Genomic DNA, 20,557 nt, shown 5'->3' with positions numbered 1-20,557 from the left:
GGCCGGTCCGCTCAGGGCAGCGGGATCAGCTGCGCGCCCGCGGCCGCGAGGCCGTCGTGGTGGGCGCGGCCGTGGTGGCCGCAGAACGCGAGCTCGCCGCCGTCGGGCAGGATCGCCAGCGACAGGGCGCGCACCCCGCAGCGGTCGCAGTTCACTCGCACGGCCTGCTGCGGCGCAGTGGCGGTGGTGGTGGCGTTCATCGTGCTCGCCTCCTTCGTCGGCGTTCTCGGATCGATGGACCGAGACTGCTCCGACGGCACCGGCGTCGACATGGTGTGCGCCCCTCGACGGTGGGGGCCAACCCCACCAGCTGTCCTACGAGGTCGACACGGCCTTCGACTGTTCGACGGCGAGGCGGTCGACGAGGTCGTTCATCTCGTCACCCGAGTGGCCCTTGGTCCACCGGAAGGACACGTCGCCGCGCTCGTTGACCATGGTGATCAGCGGCTCCCAGAGGTCGCGGCTGACCACGGGCTTCTTGGCGCTGGTGGTCCAGCCGCGCGCGATCCAGCCCTTCCACCAGCCGTCGCGGAAGCAGTTCACGACGTAGGTCGAGTCGCTGACCACGACGAGCGGGCCGTCGAGGGCGCGGACCGCCTCCAGGGCGGCGCGGATCTCCATGCGCTGGTTGGTCGTGCCGGGCTCGCCGCCGCTGTCCTGGCGGCCGTCGCGGGTGGCCCAGGCCCAGCCGCCGGGACCGGGGTTCCCCGAGCACGCGCCGTCCGTCCACACCTCGAGCGCCCCCTCGGCGGCGGGCATGTCCGGGCGCGGGGGCTTCTTCGCCTTGGGGCTCGCCTTCTTGGGGGTGGCACCTGTGCCCGACGAGCCGGCGCAGTCCGCGTGCGCCCAGCGCTCCCCGGAGCGGGCGATCTCCTCGCCGGGCGTGACGGCGGAGGCGCAGACCCCGCACGTGGTGGCGTACTTCGCGGTCATCGGCACGGGGCCAGGCTAGCCAGCGGCCGGCACGGACCTCGGTGCCGCCGGGGCCGCCGGGGACCACTCGGTCATCGCGGCGGCGAGACGGCGCCGGGCGCGGGCGAGACGCCCGCGCAGCGTCGCCTCGGACACGCCGATGACCGCGGCGGCCTGCCGGTAGGACATCTCCTCGAGCTGGACCAGCACGAAGGGCACCCGCAGGTCGTCCGGGAGGGCGGCCAGTGCCCGCAGCCCGGCGGCGACCTCCGCGGCGGTCACCACGGCGTGCTCGGGCCCGCGGACGTGCGGGTGGGCGCTCTCGGTGATCTCACCGGTGGGGCGGCGGGCCCGCCGGTGGTTGAGGCACCGGTTGACGACGACGCGGTGGAGCCAGGTCGTGAACGACGCGGTGCCGTCGAACCGGACCAGGGCCGTCGCGAGGTGGATGACGACGTCCTGGGTGACGTCGTCGGCGTCCGCGGGGCTCCCGAGGACCTGCAGCGCGGTCCGGTAGACGCGCTCGCGGTGACGGTGCACGAGGGCGGCGTAGGCGTCCCGGTCGCCGCCGCGGGCGCGGTCGACCAGGAACCGGTCGGTCGGGTCGAGCGTGACGCCGGCGGCGCCGGCCGAGCGGGGAGTCGACAGCACGGTGGTGGCTCCTCGGTGCGGTGTCGGGCGACGGTGCCGCGACACCGATCTCGTACCCCGGACGGTTGTCCACCATTCAATCGTTCGCGATGGACCCGCGAGGCGTGCGCCACGTGCAGACGGGTACGCCCAGGGCCGTCACCACGCCGACCGGAGGAGGATCGAGTTGACCACGCCCGAGGGCTTCGAGGACGACCCGTACGTCGACGCCACCGCCGTCGCCGTCGCGGCGAGCAGCATCCCGGGCGAGTTCCTGGTGCCCGACCTCGTGGAGACGTTCACCGCCGAGCACCCGGAGGCCGTCGTCGACACGGTCGTCACCGACTCGGCGGGCGTGTTCGCGGCGCTGCGCGACGGGAGCGCGGAGGTCGGGTTCGCGGGCGCCGAGCCCGACGGCGACGACCTCGACGCCGAGGTCGTCGGCGCCGATGAGATCGTGCTCGCGGTGCCGCGGGGGCACGCGCTCGACGGGGCGGGGTCCGTCACCGTCGCGCAGCTCGCCGCGACGCCGCTGGTGGAGCGCGAGGAGGGATCGGGCACGCGACGCTCGTTCACCGACGCCCTCGCCGCCCGCGGCACGCCGTTGATCACCGATCAGCAGTGGACGATCCGCGACACCAACGCCGGCGTCATCGAGGCCGTGGCCGCCGGTGACGGGATCGGTGTCGTCAGCTCCTGGGCCCTCGCCCGGCACGGCCGCGCCGACGTCCGCGAGGTCCGCCTCGACGGCGACCCGATCGAGCGCTGCCTCTACCTGGTGCTGCGGCGCGACGACGACCTCGGGCCGGCGGCGACCGGCTTCGTCGCGCTCGTGCGCGAGCAGTCCCCGGTCTGACCGGGCGCGCGCTCCGCCGCGCCGCCGGGAGGGACCGCTAGTGCGTGTCGCCCCGGCGGCCGGCGCGGCGGCTGCCGCGCACCGCCCACGCGAGGCTCGCGAGCGCGACGAGGACGAGCAGGAAGACCGGCGACCACAGGTTCACCGGCGCGGGCAGCCTCGTGGTGAGGACCGCGAACACCGCGCTCGCCAGCAGCACGAGCACGACCGTGCGCCACCGCAGCGTCGGCGCCGGGTGTCCGGTGCGGTCGCGGCGGCGGGCGGTGCGGCGGTAGTCGGCGACGATGCGGTCGAACTCCCGCGTCTCGCGGGCGTCGAGCGGGCGCTCGTCCTCGCCGGAGGAGCCCGGGGTCGATCGGGTCACGGGGCCACCTCCTGTCGGGCCGAGCGGTCGAGGAGGGTTCGCACCGGGTGCCGACCCGGATCGATCGACCCGGTCGGTCGGCGCGCCCCCTCATCGTGGCCGGTCGGTCGTCACGGGCGGGTGACGTACCCGGCGCGCTTGTCGACGACGTTGTCCAGCGGCGCGCCGGCCTCCCACTGCACGAGAAGGCCGAGGAACTGGTCGCACAGGGCGTCCTCGAAGCCCGCGTGGTCGCCGGACCGGTGCGGGGTCACGATCACGCCCGGCAGCGACCACAGCGGGCTGTCCGCCGGCAACGGCTCCTCGGCGAACACGTCGAGCGCCGCCCCCGCGATCCGTCCCGTCACCAGCGCCTCGACGAGGTCCGCCTCGACGACCGTGCTCCCGCGCCCCACGTTGACGAACCGCGCCGTGGGCCGCATGGCGGCGAACTCCTCGGCGGCGAACCACCCCTCGGTGCCCGGGGTGTCGGGCATGACGGCGACGACCCAGTCGGCCTCGGCGAGCAGCGCGAACCGGTCCTCGCGGCCGTGGACCCGCCCGAACACGGGGTCGGCGTCGCGCGCGGTGCGCCCGAGGCCGCGGACGCGCACGCCCACGGCGGTGAGCAGCTCCGCGACCCGCCGCCCGATCGAGCCGACCCCGACGACCAGCGCGGTCGTCCCCCCGAGCCGCTCCGAGAGCCGGTGGGTCCACCGCCGGGCGCGCTGCTCCTCGAGCGCCTCCGGCAGGTGCAGCGCGAACGCCAGCATCGTGCCGAGCACGTACTCGGCCATGGCGCGGTCGAACACGCCGCGGGCGTTGGTGAGCACGACGTCGCTCGCCACGAGGTCTCCGAACAGCGCGGGCCGCACGCCTGCCCCGCACCAGTGCACCCACCGCAGGCGCCGCGCGAGCGGCCAGTGCCGCTCGAGGCCCGAGCCGCGGAAGCTCCAGCTGACGAACACCTCGGCGCTCGGCAGGTGCTGCGAGAGGGCCGCGTCATTCGGGGCGAAGGCGATGTCGTGCCGCTCGGCGAGGCGGGCGAGCCCGGGCACGTCGTCGAACCCGGCGGCGCCGCCGATCACGATCTGCACGCCGTCCTTCCTAGTCGACCCGGTCAGCCGAGCAGGACCGCTCCCTCGCCGCGGCTGATGTCGAGCCGCACGACGGTGTCGTCGGCGGGGACCGTCTCGCCGCGCTCGGTGCGCACGCCGTCGGTGAACGTCACGCTCATGAGGCACGGGATGCCGAACTCGCGCGAGAGGATCCCCAGGTGCGAGGTGGGCATCCCCTGCAGGGTCAGCAACCCGCGCACCCCGGCGGCGAGGGCGGGCGCCATGAAGGTCGTGGTGCCGCCCCGGCTGATCGCGATGTACTCGCCGATCCGGCCCGAGCCGACCAGGTCGAGCACGGCGTCCGGCGAGTCGAGCCAGCGCACCGGCCCTTCGACGACCTCCGGCGAGGTGTAGGCCGACGTCCCCCGCCCGATGACGGTGCCGGCGGCGGTCTCGGTCATGCGGTCCTCCGGTGGTGCGTGGCGTAGGCGTCGACGACGGGAGCGAGCTCGGCGGGCGCCGAACAGTGCATGATCACGCCGTCGACGCCGAGGTCGAACTGGGCGGCGACGGACTTCGCGCACTGCTCCGGGCTCCCGGTCGCGGCGGGCGCGAGCCACGCGTCGGGGAGCAGCTCCGCGATGTGCTCGATCTCGGGCCGGGTGGCGACGATGTCCGCCCACCCGGACAACCCGGTGACCACCGGGTCGGCGCGGAAGCGCGCCAGGGCCGCCGGGTCCCACTCGTTGGTGCGCACCAGGAGGTCGCCGTACACCTGCAGGTACGTGGCGAGGCGGGCGACCGTGCGCTTCAGCCGCACGTCCTCGGGCAGGTGGTCGGGCACCGTCGCGAAGCACGCCCACACGCGCACGGCGGCGGGGTCGCGGCCCGCCCGCTCGGCGGCCTCGCGCACCGTGCGGACGCAGCGCGCCGTGGTCTCGTCGGTGAAGTAGGTGTGCAGGACGACGGCGTCGGCGGCCCGGCCGGCGAGCGCGAGGGTCTGCGGCCCGAACGCGGTCAGCGCGATCGGGATGTCCTCGTCGAACGTCGGGTCGAGCCGGAGCCTCGGCCAGCTCCCCGCCGGGCCGTCGTGGCCCTCCACCGTCTCGCCGCGCCAGAGCCGGCGCATCAGGCCGATGAAGTCCTCCATCTGCGCGGTGGTGATCGGCGGCAGGCCGAAGGCCTCGAGCTGCGGCGGGAGCCCGCGGCCCAGCCCGAGCGTGAAGCGCCCGCCGGTGAGGCGGTGCATCGTCGTCGACCACGCCGCGGTGACCGCGGGGTGGCGGGTGTTGTGGTTGGTCGCCGCGGTCGCGACCCCGAGCTCGGAGGTGACCGCGCCCATCGCGCCGGTGAGCGAGGCCGCTTCCTTGATCGAGAAGCGCTCCGAGAGGAACGCCGTGCCGAACCCGAGATCCTCCGCGAGACGCACCTCGTCGAGCATCGCGCGCGGCGAGTCCGGCTGGCCCCCGAGCGTGTAGAAGCCCAGCTCGGGCATGCGCCGGCTCACGGCAGGCCCACCGGGTCGTCGCCGTGGATCGGGACGAACCCCTCGCCCGCGATCAGCACGCGGGGGAGGAGCTCGCCGGCCGTCCCGGCGTCGGTGAGCAACGGGTACGACGCCTGCGCCAGCGGCCCCAGGGCGTCGCGGTCGGGCAGGCGCAGGCCGAGGTCCCGCAGGGTGGCCTCGTCGGCGAGCCCGGCGAGCCGGAGGAACGGCAGCACGAAGTCCAGGACGTACATCTGGACGCCGGCCATGATCAGCTCGTCGCGCGACATCGACGCGTAGCGGGCGTAGAGCCCGGCGTTGCGTGTGCGCGCCGCGGTGGCGATCGGGGCGAGCTCGGCCTCGTCGAGCAGCCGGATGTCGGTGACCGGGGTGTCCCACCGGTCGCGGGCGTAGACCGCGGTGCCGGCCAGGTAGGGGAGGTAGTCGGTCGGGTCGGTGAACGTCGTCGAGAGGTCGTTGACGGTGAAGCGCATGCCCGCGGGCGGCCGGAAGAACAGCGCCTGGGTCACCGCGTGCGGCAGGTCGGCCGAGACGCCGAACCAGGGATAGGCCGGGTCGTGCAGGAAGTGGTCGCGGACGACGAGCACGGTGCCGTCGGGCTGCGGGTACGGGCCGGAGTCGGCCAGGCCCAGGCGGTTGTCGAGGTGGAGCAGGAACGCGAAGAGCTGGGTCATCGCGTTGAAGGAGCGCCGTGTCGCGGCCCGCTCGCGGTCGTCGTCGAACCACACCACGTCGTCGTGGAACCGCTCGATCCATCCCGAGCCGGCGAGCAGCGGCGCCCGGTAGTCCCGGCCGGTGGCGAACATCGGGCCCTCGTCGCCCCACAGGCCGCGGTAGAGCCGGCGGGGGAACTGCAGGGCCGTGGCGAGCTCGGCGCCGCGGTCGGCGGGGGAGGCCAGCCCGAGCCCGGTGGTGAACCCGCGGCCGGTCAGCAACGGCATGCAGCAGCACCAGGCGTGGAGCAGGTTGACCTTGGTGCCGATCTCGCGGCGCGCGGTGGCGCCGAGGTCCACGACGCCGTCCGCGCCGCCGACCGCCTCGGTGATCCGCGCGAAGACCTCGGGATACGCGGCGAACTGCGCGACCCCGGCGATGGTCTCGTACTCCTGGCGCGGGATGAGGCCCGACTCGCCCTCGGTGGCCCGGCTGCCGAGCATGTCCCACACGTTCCAGCCGCTGTAGGCGATGAGGTCGTCGAGGTCGACGTCGCTCAGGGCCGGCGGCTCCAGCGAGGCGCCGGACAGGGCGAGGACGTCCCCGCGCAGCGCGGTGCTGATCTCGGCGTGACCGGGCGAGCCGGCGGCGAAGCGGGTCCGGTAGCGGGCGAGGAGGTCGCTGATCGTCGGCGTCGTCATCGGCCGCTCCGCTCGCGGGTGGCGGCGACGCCGTCCCAGTCGCGGGCCGCGGCGCAGTTGCGCTCGAGCAGCGCCAGGATCAGGCGGTTGACGGGCTCGACGTCCGGGAGCACCGCGATGGCCGCCGTGGTGATCATCAGGCCGGAGAGCACCTGGGTGCGGTAGTCGGAGAACGCCTCGTCGGCGTCGTAGCCGGGGGCGATCGCGGCGTACCCGTCGAGGTAGCCCTCGATCAGCCGGCGCTCGTGCGCCCGCCGGTCCGCGACGCCGATGCTCCCCGAGAGGAAGTAGCCGACGTCGTACATCGGGTTGCGCAGCCCGGTGACCTGCCAGTCGATGAGCACCGCGCCGAGACCGTCGCCGACGGCTTCGAAGAGGACGTTGTCGACCCGCGGGTCGCCGTGGGTGAGCGTGAGGCGGGTCTGCGGCAGGAGGTGCCAGTCGCGCGCGATCTCGCCCGCGGCGGCGACCGTGTCGAGGTCGCCGCGCTCGAGCCGGTCGGCGAACCGGTCGAGGAGGATCGCGGCGCCGCGCTCGATCGTCGGCGTCCAGTAGTCCGCGGCCTCGGTCATGCGGATGGGCCAGGCCGGCGCGGTCGCGGGGTCCGTCGGGGCGAACGTCGCGTGCAGGCGCGCGAGCTGCGCGAGCACCGCCGCGGCCTCGTCCACCCCGCACCCGGCGACCTGGTCGCCGGGCCGGGCGGCCGTGAGGTCCTCGACGACGAGGTTGATCGTGGTCTCATCGCCGGCGACGTGGAACAGCCGCGGGATCCGGCACGCGCTGCGCTCGGTGATCGCGCGGTAGCCGCCGATCTCGCGGTGGTAGGCGCCGCTGCCCAGGGCGTGCGCGTGGACCTCCGGCGCGCGCGGCCGGAACTTGGCGACGAGCGCGTCCGGTGCGCCGTCGGGCCGCACCTCGTAGTCGAGCTGCAGGTGGACGGTGTCGCTGACGTTCCCGGCGCCGATCGGCCGGGTGGCGACGCCGCGGACGGCGACCCCGGGGAAGCGCTCGGCGAGGACGGTGGTCACCCACGCCGCGTCGATCTCGTCGGTGGTGTCGAGCAGGCGGGCCGCGGGGGTGGCGGTCAGGGCCATCGGGACCTCCTCGGGGCGGTCAGCCCCAGGGCTCGGTGGAGTAGGGGGTGTTCCAGACGTCGGTGATGCGCCCGTCGCGGACCCGGAAGACCTCGATCCCGGACAGGAGCCGCTCGGCGGTGCGTCCGCGGGCGGTCCACACGAGCACCGCGTGGTCGTCGTCGCCCGCGAGGACCTCGGCGGTGAACCACGGCTGCCACTGCGGCAGGTCGGCGCGGATGCGGGCGATCTGCGCCTCGTGGTCGAGCGTGCGGGCGCCGCCGGGGTCGTGGCGGACGACCCCGTCGGCGGTGATCTCGCGGACCAGCTCGACGTCGCCGGCGTGGTAGATCTCGTCGAGGTAGCGGCGGACCACCGCCACCGGGGCGTCGCCCACGGTCAGCCCACGACCGTCACGGTGGCGGCGGTGCCGTCGACCTCGATGGTCGCGCCGTCGGGGATCCGGCTCGTGGCGTCGGCCGCCGACACCACGCACGGGATGCCCAGCTCGCGGCTGACGATGGCGGCGTGGGAGAACGGCGCGCCCACGTCGACGACGACGGCCGAGGCGGCGACGAACAGCGGCGTCCACGAGGGGTCGGTGATGGGCGCGACGAGGATGTCGCCGGGCTCGAGCTCGGCGTCGTCGTCGGGGTCGGTGAAGATGCGGGCGCGCCCGCGGGTGACGCCGGTGCAGCCGGAGACGCCCTGGATGACCTCGCCGGCCTGCGCGACGGTGTGCTGCTTGCTCGACCGGCGGGTCCACTCGGCGAGCGGCGGCGCGTCGCCGATCACGACGAACGGCGGCTCGAGGTCGAAGAGCTCGACGTAGGTCCGCTCGCGCTCGCGGAGCCGCTTGGTGAAGGCGCCGGGGTCGGCGAGCCAGCCGTCGAGCTCGTCGGCGAAGAGCATGAAGACCTGCGCCGCGGTGTCGAGGTGCCCGGCCGCCTCGCCGCGGCGCCCGAGCTCCAGGGCGGGCAGGCGCAGCTCGTGGACCAGCATCGCCGAGGTGGTGCGCGACCGCTCACGGCCGCGCAGCCACAGCGCCGCGGCGTGGAGGGCGGCCTCGAACTGGCCGGCCGCCTCGGGGTCGGCGGCGAGCATCTCGCGCAGGGTCGCGGTGGCGGCCTCGCGCTCGGCGGCGCGGGCGGCGTTCTTGACCGCGGGCGCCTCGTCGTCGGCGACGGTGCGCATCCGGTCGACGGTGTGCAGCGCGAGCTCGGGCTTGAGACCCCAGGTCAGGGCGCGCAGCTCCCACTCGGCCGGGCCGCGGAAGTCCCACTCGGCGAGGAAGGCGTCGAGCTGCCCGCGGAAGGCGACGACCTCCGGCTCGGTCGACGCCGTGATCCGCTCGTAGAGCCCCGCGACGCCCGCGTCGAACAGCGCGGCCACCGGGCCGCCGCGCGCCGGCCTGCTCAGGGCCCACATCCCGTTCGACGGCCCGGCCGAGTCGACGTCGCCGATGCCGCTGACCAGCGTGAGGCCGAGCTCGGGGCGTCCGACGGCGGCCGCGACCTGCGCGACGGCGCCGAGCCCGACGCCGGACTTCAGGCTCGACTCGATGTGGTGCTGGAAGAGCCGCCGCTGGACCCCGCCGAACGAGGTGAGGCGCTCGACGAGCTCGCGGTCGGACAGCGCGGCGACGTCCGGGCGGGCCGCGCGGATGCCGAGCACCTCGGCACGGTCGGCGTCGTAGGCGGGCAGTCCCTCGGCGAGCAGGACCTCGTTCATGAGCCAGGCGCCGGCCTTCTCGCTCGCCGCCGGGTCGTCGTCGAAGTCGCGCTTCTCGCTCTCGTAGGACGGGATGCCCGGCATGTCGCCGAAGTACTGCAGGTCGACGGCCTCGGCGCCCATGCCCGGCACGCGGACGCCGAAGAGCCGCATCAGCGACATGTTGATGTAGAGGTAGCTGCCGAAGGCCGGGAGGATGTTGCGGTCGACCGCGGTGTCGTAGAGGTCGTGGTCCCAGACCCCGCAGGCGACGAACGCGTCGCGCCACCCGGGCTCCAGGTACTCCTGGAAGCCGACGGACGCGTTCAGCGGCGAGATCGGGTCGGGGAAGATCTCGCCGACGTTGGCCCGCGAGTACAGCGGGAACGTCTTCGAGGTCGCGTCGAAGATCGGCCAGTCGTTCACGGAGGTGTCTCCCTCGTCGCTGAGGACGCATCGAGCGCGGCGCCCAAGTCTGTGACCCGCAGTCGCATCGTGATGGCGGCCACTATCGGTGTCAAGGGGCGGCTTCTCTTGCCGCGACGGCCCTCAGCGCGCTACACAATGCGAACGGACGTCTACATCGACGGTCGTCGAGGAGGAGGGTCGTGTACCCCGGGAGCATCGCGGCGCAGGTGCCCGACCGGCCGGCGATGGTGCTGGCCGAGACCGGCGAGACGGTCACCTACCGCGAGCTGGACGCGCGCAGCGCCCGCCTGGCCGGTGCGCTGCGGCGGCACGGGCTCGGCGACGGCGACGTCGTCGCGATCCTGCTCGGCAACGACGTCCGCTGGGGCGACGTCTGCTGGGCGTGCTGGCGCAGCGGCCTCGTGCTCGCGGCGGTCGACCACCACCTCACCGCGCGGGAGCTCGAGCCGGTCCTGGCCGACGCCGCGCCCCGGGCGGTCGTGACGACGGCCGAGCACCGCCCGGTCGTCGCCGCAGCGCTCGCGGCGGCGGGGCTGCCGGAGCCGCTGTGGCTGCTGGTGGGCGCGGACCTGGACGCCGTGCTCGCCGACGACGCCGAACGGCTCGACGTGCCCGAGCGTGCCGGCGGCCGGCTCCTGTTCAGCTCCGGCACCACCGGTCGCCCGAAGCCCGCGCGGGTGGCCCCGCGCGACGTGCACCCCGACGACGTCGGCGTCCGTTCGGCGGGGCTGATGCGGATGCTCGGCTTCACCGTGCCGGACGGCGACCGGGTCCCCGCCGACGGCGACGTCCTGCTCGTCCCCGGCCCCGCGTACCACGCCGGCCCCCTCGGGTTCCTGCAGTCGCTGCACCAGGCGGGCGGCACCGTCGTGCTCATGCAGCGGTTCGACGCGGAGGCGGCGCTCGCCGCGATCGAGCGGCACCGCGTCACCCACAGCCAGTGGGTCCCGACGATGTTCGTGCGGCTGCTGCGCCTGCCCGACGCGGTGCGGGCGCGCCACGACCTGTCGTCCCACCGCGTCGCGGTGCACGCGGCGGCGCCCTGCCCGCCGTCGGTGAAGCGGGCGGTGCTCGCGTGGTGGGGGCCGATCGTGTTCGAGTACTACGGCGCGAGCGAGGGCCACGGGCGCACCGTGATCGGTCCGGAGGAGTGGCTCGCGCACCCCGGCTCGGTGGGGCGCGCGGTCGCCAGCCGGGTCGCGGTCGCGGACCCCGACGGGCGGTTCCTGCCGGCGGGGGAGGACGGGGCGGTCTGGTTCGCCCGCCCCGACGCGCCGGACCCCGTCCCGGACGCCGACGGGCGCGTCGACCTCGCCGCGACCCCCGGCTGGGGCACGGTCGGCGACCTGGGCCACCTCGACGCGGACGGCTACCTCTACCTCACGGGCCGCGCCGGGCACACGATCATCAGCGGCGGGGTGAACGTCTACCCCCGCGAGGTCGAGGACCTGCTGCTCGAGCACCCGGCCGTCGACGACGTCGCGGTGGTCGGCGTCCCCGACGACGAGTTCGGCGAGCGCGTGGTCGCCGTCGTCGTCCCGGCGCCCGGCGCCGAGGCGGACGACGGGCTCCTGCGATGGGCCCGCGAGCGCCTCGCCCCCGCGAAGAGCCCGCGGGAGGTCCGTGTCGTCGCGGCGCTCCCGCGCAACGACGCCGGGAAGCTCCTCCACCGGGTCGTGCGCGAGCAGCTGACGACCGTGGACGCCCGGTGAGGGGCGGGGGTCGCTGATGGAACTGGTCCTGGTCCGCCACGGACGGCCCGTGCGCGTGGAGGCGAGCCACGGCGCGGACCCCGGCCTGACCGAGCAGGGGCACCACGACGCGCGCCTGCTCGGCGCCCACCTCGTCGCGGCCGACGTGCCGACGCCCGAGGTCGTGTGGAGCTCGCCGATGCGCCGGGCCCGCGAGACCGCCGAGCACGTCGCCGAGCGCGCCGGGGTCGGTGTCCGCGTCGACGAGCGCCTCGCCGAGTTCGACCTCGGCGCCCCGGCCTACGTCCCGATGGAGCAGGTCGGCCCGGGGGACCGGGCGGAGCTGTGGCGCGCGCTGGAGACGGGCCGGTGGGGGAGCCACCGCTTCGACCCCGAGGCCTTCCAGCAGCGGGTCGTCGCGGCCTTCACCGACATCGTCGCCGCCCGCGAGGGCGCCGTGGTGGCCGTGGTCTGCCACGGCGGGGTGATCAATTCCTACCTGTGCTCGATCCTGGACCGCCCGCACGGGATGTTCTGCCAGCTCGGCTACACCTCGGTGAGCCGGGTCCTCGCGTCGCGTCGCGGGCACCGCCAGCTGGTCAGCATCAACGAGACCGCGCACCTGCAGCTCGCGCCGGGGTCGGTCGGGAGCGCGGTCCCCTGAGAGCCCTCACTCGTCGGCGGCGCCGCGCGTGCGGCCGAGCGAGACGATCAGGTCCTGGTGCAGTTCCATCCACACGTCGTGGTACGACGCGGTCATCGGCGTGGTGAACGCCGTCGGGTCGCCGTCGCGGACGCGGGCGAGGGCGTCGGCCAGCCGCGGCCGGTACCCCGCCATCCGGTCGACCTCCGCGCCGAGGTCCCGCAGCACCCCGTCCACCCGGGAGTCCACGGCCGCGAGCCGCTCGACCACGCCCGCGTCGTACGCGGCGTCGGTGTGGTCGTTCGGGGTGGTGTCGTCGCCGCGGGTCTGCCAGGCCGTGCAGACCTCCTTGAAGTCGCCGTTGACGGGCAGGAAGCGCTCGTACGCGGCCTCGAGGGCGGCGCGGCCGGCCGCGTCCACGGCGTCGGGGAGCAGTGCGGAGTGCGCCGTCTTCCCGTCCTTGGTGAGCGCGTACCCCTGCACGCGCCCGGCGCCCCGGTGGCGGACCAGGCCCTCCTGCTCGAGCTCCGTGAGCTGCGCCTGCGCGTCCTCCACGGTGATCGACACGATCTCGGCGGCCACCGCGGGCGAGGTCAGCCCCTTCACCCGCAGCGCGTGCAAGGTCCGGAAGCGGCCGTCGTCCACGAGGTCCTCCTGGCTCAGTTTGTGAACGCTAGTTGCATTCGTACGCAGACTAGTGTTGCGTGTCACCCGTCGGCAACCACGCCCACCAGAGGAGCCGAGGGTGACCTCAGCGGCGAGTATCGATCTCACCGACCTGTCGGTGTTCCGCGAGGGGCGGGACGCCGAGGTCTTCCGGCTCCTGCGCGACGAGGACCCGCTGCACTGGAACGCCGAGCCCGACGGCGGCCCCGGGTTCTGGTCGGTCACGCGCCACGAGGACGTCCGGCGCGTGGCCTCCGAGCCGGCGGTCACCGTGCGCGAGGGGACGCAGATCCCGAGCCGGCGCGCCGAGGGCGAGAGCGCGCGCAGCATCCACCACCTCGACGCGCCCGAGCACCTCAAGCTGCGCCGCGTCGTGGTGCCCCACGTGCGGCCGGCGGTGGTCAAGCGGCTCGAGGGCGAGATCGAGCGGACCGTCGACGAGCTCCTCGACCCGCTCGTCGGCGCGGGCGAGCTCGACCTCGTCGCCGAGGTGTCGTCCCGCCTCCCGCTGCTCGTCCTCGGCCGCCTGCTCGGTGTCCCGGCCGCCGACTGCCCGGACATCCTGCGGTGGACCAACCAGATGGCCTCGCAGGACCCGGAGTACTCCGACGGTCCGGAGACCGCGGTGCGGGCCCGCGAGGAGGTGTTCGCCTACTTCCGGGAGCTCGAGGCGAGCCGGCGGGCGGCGCCGCAGGGCGACATCGTCTCGGTGCTCGCGACGGCGGAGGTCGACGGCTGCCCGCTGTCCCGGGGCCAGCTCGACGCGTACTACCTGATCCTCATGGTGGCGGGCAACGAGACCACCCGGAACCTGCTCTCCGGCGGCGTCCACGCGCTCAACCTCGAGCCCGGCAGCCACGCCTGGATGGGCGAGTCGCCGGAGAACCTGCGCGGCGGGATCGAGGAGATGCTGCGCTGGGTCTCGCCGGTGCTGTGCATGCGCCGCACCGCGGTCGAGCCGATCGCGCTGCACGGTCGCACCGTCGCGCCCGGCGAGAAGATCGTCATGTGGTTCGTGTCGGGCAACCGCGACGACCGGGTGTTCAGCGACCCCGACCGGTTCCGCCCCGACCGCGCGGAGGCCGACCACCTCGGGTTCGGCTGGGGGCCGCACGCCTGCCTCGGCGCCCACCTGGCGCGCCTGGAGGCCCAGGTGTTCTTCCGGCGGCTGCACGAGCGCGGCCTCGTCGTGGAGCAGGCCGGCGAGGTCGACCGCCTGAGCTCGAACTTCTTCCGCGGGATCAAGCACCTGCCCGTCCGGATCGTCGAGGCCGCCCGTGTCTGAGGGGGTGCTCGTCACCGGCGCCGCCTCAGGAATCGGGGCGGCGCTCGTCGAGCTGCTGCTCGCCCGGGGCGATTGCGTCCTCGCGCTCGACCGTGTGTCTGTCGACCCGCGACCCGGCGTCGAGGTCCTGACGTGCGACCTCGCCGACCCGGCGGCGATCGCCGCGGTCCTCGACCGGGTCGACCCGGCGGCCGTCGCGCACGTCGCGGGCGTGCCCGGCACCGCGCCGCCGCTGACCGTGCTCACGGTCAACGTGCTGGCGCCGGTGCTGCTCGTCGGGCCCCTGGTCGCCCGGATGGGTCCCGGCGGGTCGGCCGTCACCGTGTCGTCGGTCGCCGCCCACCGGTCCGCCGTGCCGGACGAGGTGCTCGACGAGCTCCTGGGCTGCACCGACACCGCCGAGCTCGCGGACTGGCTTGGCCGGCACCCCCACACCGGCGCCGAGGCCTACGACACCGCGAAGAAGGCCCTCGTGCGCTGGACGCGCCTCGCCGCCGGCGAGGCCGTGGCGCGCGGGGTGCGCGTCAACTCGGTCAGCCCGGGCCCGGTCGAGACCCCGATCCTCGCGGACTTCCGCCGCTCGATGGGCGAGGCCGACATCGACCGCGCGGCCGCCACGGTCGGCCGCCACGGCCGCCCCGAGGAGGTCGCCGCCGCCATCGCCTTCCTGCTCGGCCCGGACGCGTCCTGGATCAGCGGGACCGACCTGCCCGTGGAGGGCGGCCTGCTCGCGGTGCGGGCCGCCCGTGCCGCCATGACCGCTCGTACCGCCGGACCGACGAGGAGCCGGACGTGACCACCTCCGTCAGCGCCCAGGCCAGCACCCAGGTCGTCGCCCTCGACGGCACCTGCCCGCTCGACCGCGACCGCCTCGGCGGCAAGGCGGCGAGCATCAACCGGATGCGCGCGCTCGGCCTGCCCGGGCCGCCGGCCTTCGCCATCACCACCGACGCCTGCGCCCGCTTCCGCGACGGCGGGGCGGAGCTCCCCGACGACGTCTGGGCGGGCGTCCTCGACGCCCTCGCCGGCATCGAGCGCGCCACCGGCCACACGTTCGGCGACCCCGCCTCGCCCCTGCTGGTCTCCGTGCGCTCCGGCGCGGCGCAGAGCATGCCGGGGATGATGGACACCGTCCTCAACCTGGGCCTCACCCGCGAGCTCACCGACGCCCTGGCCGTGCAGACCGGCGACCCCGCCTGGGCCCGCGACACCTGGGACCGGTTCCGCCGCTCCTACGCCGACGTCGTCGGCCTCGAGGACGGCGCGACCGAGCCCCCGGACGACCCATGGCGCCAGCTGCGCACGGCGATCGGCGCGGTCTTTCGCTCCTGGGACAGCCCGCGGGCACGGGTCTACCGCGACCGCCACGGCATCGACCACGACCTCGGCACGGCGGTCACCGTGCAGGCGATGGTGTTCGGCAACCGCGACGCGCGGTCGGGCACGGGCGTGGTCTTCAGCCGCGACCCGGCGACCGGCGAGCCCGTGCTCTACGGCGAGTGGATGGCGCGCGGGCAGGGCGAGGACGTCGTCTCCGGCGCCGTGACCCCCACCCCCATCGACGCGTTCGCGCAGGCGATGCCGGCGCTGCACGCACAGCTGCGCGACGTCGCCGCCCGCCTCGAGGCCGAGTACCGCGACATGGTCGACATCGAGTTCACCGTGGAGTCCGGGCAGCTGCACGTGCTGCAGGTCCGGGCCGGGAAGCGGTCGGCCGCCGCGGCCGTGCGGATCGCCGTGGACCTCGTGGGCGACGGGATCCTCGGCGAGGACGAGGCGCTCGCCCTGGTCGGCGTCGAGCAGGCGGAGGCCCTCGGCACCGGGGGAACGACGGGGCCGGCCGACGCCGTCGTGCTCGCGCGCGGCACCGCCGCCGGTCCGGGGGTGGCCGCCGGCCTCGTCGTCACCGATCCCGACGACGCCCTCGACGCCGACGAGGACGCCGCGATCGTGCTGGTCCGCCCGCACACCGCGCCCGACGACGTCCCCGCCATGTACGCGTCGGTCGCCGTGGTCACCGAGCACGGCGGCACGACCTCGCACGCCGCGCTCGTCGCCCGCGAGGCCGGCCTGCCCTGCGTGGTCGGGTGCGGCGACGGCACGGTGGCGGCGCTGGCCGGGCGCCGCGTCACCGTCGACGGGACCCGCGGCGTGGTGCTCGACGGCGACCTCGTGACCGACGGCGACGCCACCGGACCCGGGGAGGCGGAGACGGCGCTGCGCACCTGGGCGGCGGCGCGGCTCGGCGTCGACGGCGGGTCGGCGTCGTTGTCCGGGCTGCTGGCCCGCGTGCAGCGTATTCTGTGAACCTCGGTCACGTCGGCGAGCGGAGAGCACCTGTGGGGCGACCCGAGTCCAGTGCCGCCGCGGCCGTCGAGAGCCCGCCCGCGGTGAAGAAGAACGTCCGGGGTCTGCGGACGCGCAAGAAGCTCGTCGACGCCGCGGTCTCCTGCTTCTCCGAGTACGGCTACGCGCAGACCCGGGTGGCGGACATCGTCTTCCACGCCGGCGTCTCGCAGGGGAACTTCTACCGGCACTTCGAGAGCAAGGAAGCGATCTTCCTCGAGGCGCTGAAGCCGGGCATGGACGAGCTCCTGTCCGCGTCGAGCCGGTCGCCGGAGACGCCGCGGGACCCGCTCGACGCGCTGATCGACCGCACCAACGCCTACCTGATCTCCTACGCGCAGAACCGCCGGCTGCTGCGGGTGCTGCGCGAGGCCGCCGCGATGACCGCCGACAGCGACTTCGCCCGGGTCTGGCTCGACCAGCGGGCGCAGTTCATCGACCGGACGCGCCGCTGGCTCGAGTCACGTCACCGGGCGGGCGCCATCGGCGCCACCGACTTCGAGCTGCTGGCGGAGTGCCTCGGGTCGATGGTCGAGCAGATGGCCTACGTGCACATCGGGCTCCCGGAGCGGGCGCCGCGGCCCGAGCGGGTCAAGGCGATCGCCGTCTCGATCGCCGAGGTCTGGTTCCGCTCGATGCCGCCGGCCGGGGCGTCCTGACGGCGGTCATCCGGGCGGTCCGTCGATCACCGTCGGGACGTACTCGAGCAGCTGCAGCCGCCCGTCGATCGTCCGGCTCTCGACGAGGTCGAGGGCGACGTCGGGATAGTCGTCGAAGACGCGGTTCCGGCCGGTGATCCCGGTGATCACCGGGAAGACGACGACCCGGAAGCGGTCCACGACGCCCGCGCCCAGCAGGGCGCGCGTCAGGCTCAGGCTGCCGACCGTGTGCAACGGACGCGGGTGGTCCTGCTTCATGGCGCGCACGGCCTCGACCGGGTCGCCGCGGACGAGCTCGGTGTTCGCCCAGGTCAGCGGTTCGTCGAGCGTCGACGAGAACACCACCTTGGGCTGCGCGGTCATCCCCGCCAGCTCGTCGGGCATCTCGTCGGCGAGGCCCGCCATCAGCCGGTAGGTCGTGGCTCCCAGCAGGGCGGTGTGCGCGGGCTCGTCCTCGAGGAACCGCAGGTACTCCGGGCCCTCCATGCCCCAGAAGCCCGGCCAGCCCTCGCCCTCGCCGTAGCCGTCGAGGGAGATGATGAAGTCGACCATGAGGGTCGCCATGTCGTCCTCCTTCTGCGGTGAGTAGTCCTGAAAGTGTACTCAATCAGAAGGTTGAACAACAGGGCCTCAGAGTCGCTGCTCCGCCAGCCGCGCGCCCTCCACCAACGCGCCGAGCTTGGCCCACTGCACGGTGGGGTGGACGCGGCGCACCAGCGGGCCCTGGGCGAACCCGCAGTCGCTGCTGGCCACGACGCGCTCGGGCCCGACGAGCTTCGCGAGGCGGAGGATGCGCTCGGCGACCAGCTCCGGGTGCTCGACGACGTTGGTGGCGTGGCTGACGAGACCGGGCATCAGCACCTTGTCGTCGGGCAGCAGGACGTCCTCCCACACGCGCCACTCGTGCTCGTGGCGCGGGTTGGCCTGCTCGAGGGAGTAGGTCTGCACGGGCACGCGCAGGATCAGGTCGACGATCGCGCGCAGCGGCACGTCGCCGACGTGCGGCGCGTTCCAGCTGCCCCAGCAGACGTGGTAGCGGGCGCGCTCGGGCGGGATGCCGTCGAGGGCCCGGACCAGCGCCTCCGTGCGCAGCTCGGCCCAGGGCCGGTAGGCCGCGAGGTCGCCGCGCATCGTGTCGTAGGCGATGGCGAAGTGGGCGTCGTCGATCTGCACGGTCAGCCCGGCGTCGACGACGGCGCGGTACTCCTGGTTCAGCGCGTCGGCGACGGCGAACAGCAGCTCCTCGTCGGAGGAGTAGAAGTCGTGCGTGGGCCGGGGCACCGCGCTGGCCGGGGCGACGACGGGCAGGAACCCCTCGGCGCCGTCCGGCAGCGCGGCGGTGAGGTTCGCGATGTCCCGCCCGACCGCCGCCGCGCCCGTGTAGTGCACGGGGCCCGTCGCGCGCCACTCCCCGCCGCCGCCGACGAAGCCCTGGCCCGCCTCGTACTCGGCGTAGAACTCGCCGAACAGGTGCTTGTCGGTCCCCGGCGGCACGTTCGACCGGCCGGCGGTCGGGTCGGACGCCGCCGACACCGTGAACCCGCCCAGGCGCTCGCGGATGTAGCGCGACCAGCTGTCGGACTTGCCGTACTCGCCGTCGCTGACCACGTCCAGGCCGAGCTCGACCTGCCGCCGCACCACGTCCGCCACCGCCGCGGCGAGCACCTCGGCGTGCCGGTCGGCGTCGACGGGCTCGCCGTACTCGCGGGCACGCAGGATCTCGACCAGCTCGGGGGTGCGCACGAGGCTGCCCACGTGGGTCGTCCGGATACGGGTCACGGTTCCTCCCTGTCGTCGCGCCGCCTCACGCGCGATCATCTCGCGCGTGGAGTACGGGGTCGTGCTGTTCGCCACCGACGAGACCATCGCACCGGCGGTGCTGGGTCCGGCACTCGAGGAGCGGGGGTTCGAGTCGCTCTTCGTCCCGGAGCACTCCCACATCCCGGCGAGCCGCGAGAGCCCGGCGCCCGGCGGCGGGGACCTGCCGCGCCACTTCCACCGCACGATCGACGTCTTCGTGACGCTCGCCGTGGTCGCCGCGACGACCACTCGTCTGGGCCTGGGCACGGGGGTCGCGCTGCCCGCCGAGCGGGACGTGATCCACACGGCCAAGCAGGTCGCGAGCCTCGACCTCGTCTCCGGCGGGCGGGCGCTGTTCGGTGTCGGCGTCGGCTGGAACCGCGAGGAGGCCCGCAACCACGGCGTCGACCCCCGCAGGCGCGGCCGGGTGCTCGACGAGAAGCTGGCCGCGATGGCCCGGATCTGGACCGAGGACGTGGCCGAGTTCCACGGCGAGCACGTCGCGTTCGAGCCGCTGTACTGCTGGCCCAAGCCGGTGCAGCGCCCGCACCCGCCGATCTTCGTCGGGGGCGGCAGCGACGCCGCGCTGGCCCGCCTGCGCGACCACGGCGACGCCTGGCTGCCCGACACCTTCGACGTCGCCGACTACCGGCGGGTGCGCGCGTGGCTGTCCGAGCAGGGGCGTCCCGACGTCCCGTTCACCGCGTTCGGCGCGGACCCCGACACCCTCGACCCCACCGGCTTCGACGAGGCCGGCGTCGACCGGATCACCTTCTGGGTCGACCCCGTCGGCGAGCGCGACGTGCTGACCCGCCTCGACGCGATCGCCGAGCGCTGGGTGCGCTGAGGATGTCCCGCCGTGCTGCTCCTCAGACCCCCGCTCCGGCCCCGTGGAGGGCGACCTGCCCACGAACCCACCCGGCGACGTCCGTGACGTCCGGCGCGGTCCGGACCGACGTGAGCATCGTCGGGCGGCCCTCGCGCACACGGGCCGCGTCGACGGCCATGCGGTCGACGTCCGCGCCCACCAGCGGCGCGAGGTCGACCTTGTTGACCACCAGCAGGTCGGCGCCCGCCACCCCCGGACCGCCCTTGCGCGGCACGTCGTCGCCGCCCGCGGTGTCGAGGACGAAGATCTGGCGATCGACGAGGCCGTAGCTGAACGTCGCGGTGAGGTTGTCGCCGCCGGACTCGACGAGGACGAGCTCCGGGTCGTGGCGCTCGACGAGGTCCTCGACGGCGTCGAGGTTGGCGGTGATGTCGTCGCGGATGGCCGTGTGGGGGCAGCAACCCGTGCGCACGGCGACGATCCGGTCGTCGGGCAGGACGGCCTCGCGACGCAGGAAGTCGGCGTCCTCGGTGGTGTAGATGTCGTTGGTGACCACGGCGAGCGAGAGCTCGTGGCGCAGTGCGCGGCAGAGCGCGGCGACGAGCGCGGTCTTGCCGCATCCCACCGGACCGCCGATGCCGACGCGCAGCGCGCGCCCGTGACGGTGCTGCTCCGGGGCGTGGTTCACGGAGCCGCCGCCCGGGTCCTCGGTGTCGAGTCGGTGCACCCCGGGATCATCGGGCACGAGGCGCCCGTTGTCCCCGC

The 20,557-nt window shown here is 74.7% G+C and carries 23 protein-coding genes; 8 read left to right on the top strand and 15 right to left on the bottom strand.

What is annotated here, in order from left to right; genetic code table 11:
- Window positions 1-11 precede the first annotated feature (11 nt).
- The 3 genes from WCD58_RS21925 to WCD58_RS21915 all read right to left on the bottom strand — a co-directional run bounded on the left by WCD58_RS21925 (window position 12) and on the right by WCD58_RS21915 (window position 1,563).
- The gene (locus WCD58_RS21925) at window positions 12-200 is read right to left on the bottom strand and encodes a DUF7455 domain-containing protein (protein ID WP_337705191.1); all 189 of its coding nucleotides are present in this window, start codon (window positions 198-200) and stop codon (window positions 12-14) included.
- A gap of 115 nt (window positions 201-315) precedes the next feature.
- Entirely contained in the window at window positions 316-933 is a 618-nt protein-coding gene (locus tag WCD58_RS21920) for a ribonuclease H family protein (protein WP_337705214.1), read from the bottom strand.
- Between the two features lie 15 nt (window positions 934-948).
- Window positions 949-1,563, bottom strand: a complete 615-nt coding sequence (locus WCD58_RS21915) for an RNA polymerase sigma factor (RefSeq protein WP_337705190.1) — start codon at window positions 1,561-1,563, stop codon at window positions 949-951.
- A gap of 166 nt (window positions 1,564-1,729) precedes the next feature.
- On the opposite strand from WCD58_RS21915, the gene WCD58_RS21910 reads away from it, so the two are divergent.
- Window positions 1,730-2,398: a LysR substrate-binding domain-containing protein gene (locus WCD58_RS21910; RefSeq protein ID WP_337705189.1), complete on the top strand. Its 669-nt coding sequence runs from the start codon at window positions 1,730-1,732 to the stop codon at window positions 2,396-2,398.
- Between the two features lie 37 nt (window positions 2,399-2,435).
- Here WCD58_RS21910 and WCD58_RS21905 read toward each other — a convergent pair whose 3' ends face one another.
- The 8 genes from WCD58_RS21905 to WCD58_RS21870 all read right to left on the bottom strand — a co-directional run bounded on the left by WCD58_RS21905 (window position 2,436) and on the right by WCD58_RS21870 (window position 9,870).
- Window positions 2,436-2,762, bottom strand: a complete 327-nt coding sequence (locus WCD58_RS21905; RefSeq protein ID WP_337705188.1) for a hypothetical protein — start codon at window positions 2,760-2,762, stop codon at window positions 2,436-2,438.
- A gap of 110 nt (window positions 2,763-2,872) precedes the next feature.
- On the bottom strand, window positions 2,873-3,838 hold the full coding sequence (locus WCD58_RS21900; RefSeq protein WP_337705187.1) for a D-2-hydroxyacid dehydrogenase: 966 nt from the start codon (window positions 3,836-3,838) through the stop codon (window positions 2,873-2,875).
- A 23-nt stretch (window positions 3,839-3,861) separates the two neighbouring features.
- Window positions 3,862-4,260, bottom strand: coding sequence for a PEP-utilizing enzyme (locus WCD58_RS21895; RefSeq protein ID WP_337705186.1), 399 nt, complete (start codon window positions 4,258-4,260; stop codon window positions 3,862-3,864).
- Window positions 4,257-5,306 (bottom strand): TIGR03857 family LLM class F420-dependent oxidoreductase, encoded by a 1,050-nt coding sequence (locus tag WCD58_RS21890; RefSeq protein WP_337705185.1) that lies wholly within the window; start codon window positions 5,304-5,306, stop codon window positions 4,257-4,259. Before WCD58_RS21890 ends, WCD58_RS21895 begins: the two co-directional genes overlap by 4 nt.
- The gene (locus WCD58_RS21885; RefSeq protein WP_337705184.1) at window positions 5,303-6,661 is read right to left on the bottom strand and encodes a hypothetical protein; all 1,359 of its coding nucleotides are present in this window, start codon (window positions 6,659-6,661) and stop codon (window positions 5,303-5,305) included. The genes WCD58_RS21890 and WCD58_RS21885 overlap by 4 nt, the downstream gene beginning before the upstream one ends.
- Complete coding sequence (locus tag WCD58_RS21880) at window positions 6,658-7,755, bottom strand: phosphotransferase family protein (RefSeq protein ID WP_337705183.1); 1,098 nt, start codon at window positions 7,753-7,755, stop codon at window positions 6,658-6,660. Before WCD58_RS21880 ends, WCD58_RS21885 begins: the two co-directional genes overlap by 4 nt.
- A gap of 19 nt (window positions 7,756-7,774) precedes the next feature.
- Window positions 7,775-8,131, bottom strand: coding sequence for an ester cyclase (locus WCD58_RS21875; RefSeq protein ID WP_337705182.1), 357 nt, complete (start codon window positions 8,129-8,131; stop codon window positions 7,775-7,777).
- A gap of 2 nt (window positions 8,132-8,133) precedes the next feature.
- The gene (locus WCD58_RS21870; protein ID WP_337705181.1) at window positions 8,134-9,870 is read right to left on the bottom strand and encodes a PEP-utilizing enzyme; all 1,737 of its coding nucleotides are present in this window, start codon (window positions 9,868-9,870) and stop codon (window positions 8,134-8,136) included.
- 182 nt (window positions 9,871-10,052) lie between these two features.
- Between WCD58_RS21870 and WCD58_RS21865 the strand changes: the two genes are divergently transcribed.
- A complete protein-coding gene (locus tag WCD58_RS21865; protein WP_337705180.1) occupies window positions 10,053-11,585 on the top strand; it encodes an AMP-binding protein in 1,533 nt (510 codons plus the stop codon).
- A gap of 16 nt (window positions 11,586-11,601) precedes the next feature.
- Window positions 11,602-12,228 carry a histidine phosphatase family protein gene (locus WCD58_RS21860; protein ID WP_337705179.1) on the top strand — a complete coding sequence of 209 codons (627 nt, stop codon included), beginning with the start codon at window positions 11,602-11,604 and terminating at the stop codon, window positions 12,226-12,228.
- Between the two features lie 6 nt (window positions 12,229-12,234).
- Here WCD58_RS21860 and WCD58_RS21855 read toward each other — a convergent pair whose 3' ends face one another.
- Complete coding sequence (locus WCD58_RS21855) at window positions 12,235-12,852, bottom strand: helix-turn-helix domain-containing protein (RefSeq protein WP_337705178.1); 618 nt, start codon at window positions 12,850-12,852, stop codon at window positions 12,235-12,237.
- Between the two features lie 100 nt (window positions 12,853-12,952).
- On the opposite strand from WCD58_RS21855, the gene WCD58_RS21850 reads away from it, so the two are divergent.
- Genes WCD58_RS21850 through WCD58_RS21835 form a run of 4 tightly spaced genes read left to right on the top strand, consistent with a single transcriptional unit; the run spans window position 12,953 to window position 17,163 of the window.
- Complete coding sequence (locus tag WCD58_RS21850; RefSeq protein ID WP_337705177.1) at window positions 12,953-14,158, top strand: cytochrome P450; 1,206 nt, start codon at window positions 12,953-12,955, stop codon at window positions 14,156-14,158.
- Window positions 14,151-14,954, top strand: coding sequence for an NAD-dependent epimerase/dehydratase family protein (locus WCD58_RS21845; RefSeq protein ID WP_337705176.1), 804 nt, complete (start codon window positions 14,151-14,153; stop codon window positions 14,952-14,954). Before WCD58_RS21850 ends, WCD58_RS21845 begins: the two co-directional genes overlap by 8 nt.
- Window positions 14,951-16,465: a pyruvate, phosphate dikinase gene (locus tag WCD58_RS21840; protein WP_337705175.1), complete on the top strand. Its 1,515-nt coding sequence runs from the start codon at window positions 14,951-14,953 to the stop codon at window positions 16,463-16,465. The genes WCD58_RS21845 and WCD58_RS21840 overlap by 4 nt, the downstream gene beginning before the upstream one ends.
- Before the next feature lie 32 nt (window positions 16,466-16,497).
- Complete coding sequence (locus WCD58_RS21835; protein WP_337705174.1) at window positions 16,498-17,163, top strand: TetR/AcrR family transcriptional regulator; 666 nt, start codon at window positions 16,498-16,500, stop codon at window positions 17,161-17,163.
- A gap of 6 nt (window positions 17,164-17,169) precedes the next feature.
- On the opposite strand, the gene WCD58_RS21830 is transcribed toward WCD58_RS21835, so the two are convergent.
- Window positions 17,170-17,727: a dihydrofolate reductase family protein gene (locus tag WCD58_RS21830; RefSeq protein ID WP_337705173.1), complete on the bottom strand. Its 558-nt coding sequence runs from the start codon at window positions 17,725-17,727 to the stop codon at window positions 17,170-17,172.
- A 66-nt stretch (window positions 17,728-17,793) separates the two neighbouring features.
- Window positions 17,794-18,942, bottom strand: a complete 1,149-nt coding sequence (locus WCD58_RS21825; protein ID WP_337705172.1) for a cobalamin-independent methionine synthase II family protein — start codon at window positions 18,940-18,942, stop codon at window positions 17,794-17,796.
- Window positions 18,943-18,988: 46 nt separating this feature from the next.
- Between WCD58_RS21825 and WCD58_RS21820 the strand changes: the two genes are divergently transcribed.
- Window positions 18,989-19,810 (top strand): LLM class F420-dependent oxidoreductase, encoded by an 822-nt coding sequence (locus tag WCD58_RS21820; protein WP_337705171.1) that lies wholly within the window; start codon window positions 18,989-18,991, stop codon window positions 19,808-19,810.
- A 22-nt stretch (window positions 19,811-19,832) separates the two neighbouring features.
- On the opposite strand, the gene ureG is transcribed toward WCD58_RS21820, so the two are convergent.
- Window positions 19,833-20,480 (bottom strand): urease accessory protein UreG, encoded by a 648-nt coding sequence (ureG, locus tag WCD58_RS21815; protein WP_337705213.1) that lies wholly within the window; start codon window positions 20,478-20,480, stop codon window positions 19,833-19,835.
- Window positions 20,481-20,557: the final 77 nt, after the last annotated feature.

Source organism: Actinomycetospora flava (assembly GCF_037400335.1).
Classification (GTDB): Bacteria; Actinomycetota; Actinomycetes; order Mycobacteriales; family Pseudonocardiaceae; genus Actinomycetospora; species Actinomycetospora flava.
This window is presented reverse-complemented; position numbering and strand designations above follow the sequence as displayed.